The organism is Corynebacterium sp. HMSC074C01 (assembly GCF_001814605.1).
Taxonomy (GTDB): Bacteria; Actinomycetota; Actinomycetes; order Mycobacteriales; family Mycobacteriaceae; genus Corynebacterium.
In genome coordinates, this window is sequence record NZ_KV817242.1 from 1 (window position 1) to 204 (window position 204).

Sequence of the window (204 nt, forward strand, 5' to 3'; positions counted from 1 at the left end):
CACCGAAACGCTTCAGCTGCGCATCAATACCAGCCATCTTGCCAGCCAGCGGACCATTGAACACACCAGCCTGCTTCTGCAGCTGAGTATTCAGATCCTGAATCTGCTTGTTAATCGGAGCAACAAAGTCCGACAGACCCGGAATGTTCATCTGGGAAGCCAGACCAACCGGAATCAGGAACAGCAGCGGAATACCAACACCCA

At 52.9% G+C, this 204-nt stretch carries 1 protein-coding gene; it reads right to left on the reverse strand.

Annotated features, from left to right (window positions below; genetic code table 11):
• The coding region (locus tag HMPREF2978_RS13125; RefSeq protein WP_168166430.1) for a hypothetical protein at positions 1-204 on the reverse strand (204 nt) is incomplete at both ends.